8 protein-coding genes and 2 pseudogenes are annotated in these 4,989 nt (G+C 66.4%); 1 reads left to right on the forward strand and 9 read right to left on the reverse strand.

The genetic code is table 11. The annotated features are described in order from the left end of the window. The 3 genes and pseudogenes from BVI061214_RS00030 to BVI061214_RS13955 all read right to left on the reverse strand — a co-directional run. A pseudogene (locus BVI061214_RS00030) lies at positions 1–616 on the reverse strand (hypothetical protein); the annotation flags it as partial. 48 nt (positions 617–664) lie between these two features. After that, the gene (locus BVI061214_RS00035) at positions 665–1,162 is read right to left on the reverse strand and encodes a single-stranded DNA-binding protein (protein ID WP_053766869.1); all 498 of its coding nucleotides are present in this window, start codon (positions 1,160–1,162) and stop codon (positions 665–667) included. Between the two features lie 297 nt (positions 1,163–1,459). Beyond that, positions 1,460–1,585, reverse strand: coding sequence for a hypothetical protein (locus tag BVI061214_RS13955; RefSeq protein WP_282953974.1), 126 nt, complete (start codon positions 1,583–1,585; stop codon positions 1,460–1,462). 87 nt (positions 1,586–1,672) lie between these two features. Here BVI061214_RS13955 and BVI061214_RS00045 point away from each other — a divergent pair, with 87 nt between their 5' ends. Next, positions 1,673–2,122 (forward strand): DUF2227 family putative metal-binding protein, encoded by a 450-nt coding sequence (locus BVI061214_RS00045; RefSeq protein ID WP_053766871.1) that lies wholly within the window; start codon positions 1,673–1,675, stop codon positions 2,120–2,122. Between the two features lie 95 nt (positions 2,123–2,217). Here the strand turns inward: BVI061214_RS00045 and BVI061214_RS00050 are convergent, their stop codons facing one another. From BVI061214_RS00050 to BVI061214_RS12710, 6 genes and pseudogenes are all read right to left on the reverse strand, one after another. Next, positions 2,218–3,036 (reverse strand): hypothetical protein, encoded by an 819-nt coding sequence (locus tag BVI061214_RS00050; RefSeq protein ID WP_248841675.1) that lies wholly within the window; start codon positions 3,034–3,036, stop codon positions 2,218–2,220. Then, on the reverse strand, positions 3,033–3,272 hold the full coding sequence (locus BVI061214_RS00055; RefSeq protein ID WP_053766873.1) for a type II toxin-antitoxin system HicB family antitoxin: 240 nt from the start codon (positions 3,270–3,272) through the stop codon (positions 3,033–3,035). Before BVI061214_RS00055 ends, BVI061214_RS00050 begins: the two co-directional genes overlap by 4 nt. 264 nt (positions 3,273–3,536) lie before the next feature. Then, positions 3,537–3,791, reverse strand: a complete 255-nt coding sequence (locus BVI061214_RS00065) for a hypothetical protein (RefSeq protein WP_003049316.1) — start codon at positions 3,789–3,791, stop codon at positions 3,537–3,539. A 98-nt stretch (positions 3,792–3,889) separates the two neighbouring features. Further along, entirely contained in the window at positions 3,890–4,348 is a 459-nt protein-coding gene (locus BVI061214_RS00070; RefSeq protein WP_053766874.1) for a Rad52/Rad22 family DNA repair protein, read from the reverse strand. Positions 4,349–4,468: 120 nt separating this feature from the next. Next, positions 4,469–4,556: pseudogene (locus BVI061214_RS14130) on the reverse strand (IS5/IS1182 family transposase); the annotation flags it as partial. Continuing rightward, positions 4,530–4,688: a hypothetical protein gene (locus tag BVI061214_RS12710; RefSeq protein WP_156303159.1), complete on the reverse strand. Its 159-nt coding sequence runs from the start codon at positions 4,686–4,688 to the stop codon at positions 4,530–4,532. The pseudogene BVI061214_RS14130 and the gene BVI061214_RS12710, both read right to left, overlap by 27 nt. Between the last annotated feature and the right edge of the window lie 301 nt (positions 4,689–4,989).

The following is a 4,989-nucleotide window of genomic DNA, read 5'->3' on the forward strand; positions in this document are numbered from 1 at the left end:
CCAGGGGCCTGCCCGTGGCCTCGGCCAGGGCCTTGGCAAACTCTGTCTTGCCGGTGCCCGTGGGGCCCAGGAGGAGGGCGCTGAAGGGCTTTCCGGGCCGGGTGAGCCCCGCCGCCTTCCGCTTGAGCCCGCGGAAGACGGCCCCTATGGCCTCGTCCTGGCCCACCACCCGGGCCTTCACCCGGGCCTCCACCTCTTCCAGGGGCGGGTCCTTGGCCTCTTCCACCGGGCGGCTCACCTCCACCCGCTCCCCCGCCCCGCCCAAGGCCAGGACCCTCCGCCGAAAGAGCCTGGCCAAGAGGACCTCGGTCGCCTCGCTCCAGTACCCGGCGGTGGGGAAGGCCATGAAGAGGAGGAGCAGGTACTGGGGTCCCACCAGCCCCTCCCGGAAGTAGAAGTAGGGGATCAAGGCCAGGGCCACCAAGAGCACGCCCAGGCTCAGCCCCCTGGCCACCTCCGACGCCCTCCGGGGCCAGGAGCGGCGGGTGTAGGGGTAGGCCACCGCCCCCCAGAAGTAGAGGGCGGCGAGGACATTTCCGAAGGACCACCCCTCCTTGACCCCCAGGTAGGTCGCGCTGAGGGCTAGGAGGAGGTTCACCGCTGTTACGACTCCCATAGCGCCAAGTTAATGGGCGGGGTTCCTCAAGGGCAACCCCGCCCCCCTTTACCAGAAGGGGAGGTCCTTCTCCCGCCGGGCCCCCACCACCACCTTCTTGGCGAAGATGGAGGGGGAGTAGACGGTCTGGCCGTCCTTCTCCCACTTCTCCAGCCTGTACTCCCCCTGCACATAGATAGGGGTCCCCTTGCGGAGGAGGTCGGCGATCTCCTCGTCCAGGGCCCAGGCCTTGACCTGGACCCAGGCGGTCCGCTCCTCGCCCTTGCGCACCGCCACCCGGAAGAGCGTGATGGAGACCACGTCCTCCCCGTCCTCGCCCTGGATGGGGATGTACTTCACCAGGGCGTCCCCGCCCAGGTATCCCTGGAGTTCCACCTGGTTGATGGCCCCGTCCAGGTAGGGTCCTTGGGGGTTCTCGGAGACGGAGTGGGCGAGGGGAATCGCCCAGGTAACCCCAAGCTCGAAGGTCTCCTTGCCCTCCTGGGTCTTGCGGGCCAGGAGGCCGTCGTAGAAGAGGTAGGGCTTGCCCTCCTCCACGGCCTCCATGCATGAGCCCCCAGGCGGCCTTGGTTCCCCTAGGCACACCCTATGGGGCCTACCACTTCGGCTACGTGGTGTCCCCCATCCTCAAAGACGCTGCTTCTGGGCTTTATATGCTCATGCCGGGGGTAGCTGAAGGTGATGGTTCGCCTTTGCTGGCCTTCTTGCACACTCCTCACAGAAAGCCCACCCCCTTGGCCCTGGTCCTTTTAGGGCTTAGAAGGGAGTCGGTGCTGGTTAAATAGGAACTGGGGGCCTTTCGGGGCCCTCAGGTGAGCGTCAATGCGGCCCAGGCCTCGCTCCCTAGCCGGCGAGAACGGTAGTCCGGACTTCCTGCTTCCTAAACCTTCCCTCTTTCAGGTCCCTGGCGATCTGCCCCAGAAAAGCGCCCAGGATAAGGCCGAAGTTCATCACCAGAGTGAGGTTCACCAGGTCTGCCAGGAAGTTAGCTGCGCACACCTCCACTTACCTCCTTTCTGCCCTAAGGATACCAGGACATCTCCCTACAATAGTAGCGTGGACGGAAGGGCCCACGAGCGGCTGACCCTCTTTCACCTGGCCTGGACCGGGCTGGCGCTTTCGGCCCTCATGCCTGACCACGCCCCTCAGGTCTCCTTGCTCTACATGGCGGGCGGGGCGGTGGGGACTCTCTACCTCTCCCCCGACATCGATCTTCCCGACTCTCGCGCTTCCAAGCGGTGGGGCTTTCTCTCCCTTCTTTGGGAACCCTACCGCGCCCTCCACCCTCACCGAGGGGCCTCCCACTCCTGGGTGTACGGCCCTCTGTCCCGCCTCCTCTACCTCCTCTTCCCCCCCTTTGTCCTCCTCCTGGTGCTAGGGGTAGACCCAGCGCCCCTCCTCGCTCCCCTCCTTGACCTGAAGGTGAGCGTTCCCGTCCTCGCTGGCTACCTCTTTTCCCAGTGGGCCCACCTGGTCCAGGACGGCGTGGAGTTCCGGGTGTTCTAGAAGGGAAAAGCGCCCTCCCCCTTCCTCGCCTTCCGGCGGTCGGGGCCCGTTACCCTAACCTCCCAATCCACCCGGGAGAGGGCGGCCTCGCCGTCTTACCCAGAAAGGGGGCGGTCCTGGGTAAGACGCTCCTGACCGCCCGCCTCCAGGGCCCGGAGTAGCCCCTCGAGGGCCCCCATCTCCCCCCTGAGCCTCGCCTCCCACCGCGCGAGGGCCGCTTCGGGGGAGAGGAGAGGGCTCGTGGGCAAGCCCCCTCCTGGGAAGGCCAGGTAGAGGCTCCTGCCCATCACCTGAAACCAGAAGGGACCGAGGACCTTCCGTACCTCCAGTAGGGCCTGGCCTAGGGGCGTGTCCTCGCCGATGGGCTCCCAATACCCCCAGGCCCGGAAGCGCCGGGCGAGTTCTCCCTCCAGGGCCACCTCGGGGCCAGCTTCCCTCGTGGCCACCCTCCAGGCGGCGAACAGGTAGAGGTAGAGGGCGGGGAAGGCCAAGAGGAGGAGGGGGCTCGTCCCAGGCTTCAGGACGGGGAGGCCCGAGAAGTGCCGGGCGAGGAGGGCGAGGAGGATCCCAGAAAGCATTAGGAGCGCCAAGAGGAAGGGCCAGCGCTCCCTGGGATAGGTGGGCCACCCTCTGGGGGCCAGGTGGAGAAAGGGGAAGGACTGGGGAAGCTCCACCTCGTAGAGGACCCCGGTGAAGCGGTAGCCCACGGCCCCGAAGCGCCTGGCCCCGTAGACCTGCACCTCAAAGCGGCGGAAGGGGCGGCCCAGGACCTCGCCCCGGTACTCTCCGTAGGCTTTGGGTTCCCCTTCGGGGAGAAGGGGAACGGCGGGGAGTTCTGGCTTTGGGGAGAAGACCAGGCCCAACCTCTTCGCCGCTTCCTCTTCCAGGACCCGCCTCGCTTCTTGGGCCCTCATCCCCGCCTCCCGAAGGGCCAACTCGGAGGCAAGGGAATCTCGTCCCCGTGCTCATAGGCGGTCTCCAACCAAAGCCTCCGGGCTTCCTCCAGGTTGGCCAGGGCCTCTTCCGGGGTCTCCCCCACGGCCACGCACCCCTTCAGGTCCGGGTGAAGGGCGGTGTACCCCCCTTCCGGCTCCGCCACCAAGAGCGCCGGGTACTCTAGGCCTAGATAGTGCTCCAAAGGCTTCCGCATCTTTCGCCTATCCCCGTGGGCCGTTAGGCCCCCTTGTCCCCAGAACCTCGCCTTGCCCCCTCTCGCCCCTATAGTAGGGGCGGATTCAGGCCCCCCGTCTTACCCAGAAAGGCCAGACCTGGGTAAGACGGGGAGGCTTCCCTTGGCATAACTGAGGGGACTCGAACCCCCAACCTCCGGTTTTGGAGACAGGCGCTCTACCGATTGAGCTACGGGTATACGCGTGCCGGGGGCGGGCCTTCCCACCCCCGGTCAAGGTCCCCGCTAAAGGCCCCTGGGGAGCCAGTCGGGCGCCTCTCCCTCGGCTACTAGGAGGAAGTCGCCGTTACCCAAGCTGGTGAGCCGCCAAGGCCCGTCCTTGTAGCCCCCGATGCCGGGGTCGGCGTTGGAGTCCAGGAAGAGCCCCTCGCCATCGGCGGCGATCACGTCCATCCCGTCCTCGTCCAAGACCATCTTGACGGGCATGCCACGGGAAAGGAAAGCCGCCAGCACCTTTGCCTGTAGTCCGGTGAGGTTCATCTGCCCTCCTTTCCTTTGGGGTAGGGCCAAAGGGGGCCGTCTTAGCTACACGCCCTCTTGGCTTATGGGCCCTTGTAGCTAAGACGGCCCCACCTCCCCTACCCCGCCTTCCGCCTGGCCGCCTCCCCGTCCGGGGTGAGCCGGATCACCTCGGGCAGGGGCTTACCCTGGGCCACCGCCTCGGGCAGGCCCTTCAGGCGCTCCAGGACCTTCTGGGGGATGTACCGGTGCTCCCCCTCGATGACCACCCGGGGGTAGGTGTAGAGCTCCCGGCCGATGCCCCAGGCCACCGCCGCCCGCTTCAGGGCCCCGGAGATGCCCCCCTTGAAGGGCTCCAGGTCGGTGGCCCCAGAGCCGTCCTGCTTCTCCACCCACTCCCCGGTGTCGGGGTTCTTCACGGCGATGCTGGCAATCACCCCGTGCTCCTCCCCCACTTGGGCGGGGGTGTAGCGCACCTGCCACCCGAAAGGCCCGAAGGCCTCGTCCAGGCGGGCCATCACCGCCCGGGCGTCGATGAAGGGGGCGATGGTGGTCTGCCCGTTCTTGCTGGCGATGATCTTCCACTCAGAGGCTGTCGTAAAAGTCCTCCACGGGCAGTTACACGGCCCTGGCTAGCCGCTTCACCAACAATCGTAGCATGCCCAGATAGACCCAGGCCTCGCTTACCAGAGGGTTCTCCTCATAGTCCTTGGCAAGACGCCGGTTCCGCCCCAGCCAGGCAAAGGTCCTTTCCACCACTCACCTCTTAGGTAAAGGCTTGAACCCACTCTCCCGCGGAATCTCCGGCACCTCCGCCCCCTCCGGCACCCAAACCCCCCGTACCCCCGCGTAGGGGCGGGCCACCACCTCCAGCTCCAAACCCAGGGAAGAAGCCGTCTCCTTGAGGCCCCGGTACAAAAAGCTTCCGCACTCGTGGCCACAAGGAGAGGTCCATCCCCGCAAGCAAGGCTCGCCCACCCCCCGTGTCCGTTAGGATCTGGCGCTTTCTCCCTTTGACCTTTTTCGCCCCATCGTTTCCCCGGGGCTCGCCACGGGATGCCGTTCTTCAGGACGTAACGTGCTTCCCCTTTAGGGGAACACCTTCTGGATGGCGTTCACGATCTTCTAGACACCTTGGCGGGCCGGCCGCCGGGCTTGGGGGCAGGGATGCGGGGCTCCAGGAGGCCCCACTCCTCGTCGGTTAGGTCGCTGGGGTAAC

The organism is Thermus aquaticus, from assembly GCF_001280255.1.
GTDB lineage: Bacteria > Deinococcota > Deinococci > Deinococcales > Thermaceae > Thermus > Thermus aquaticus.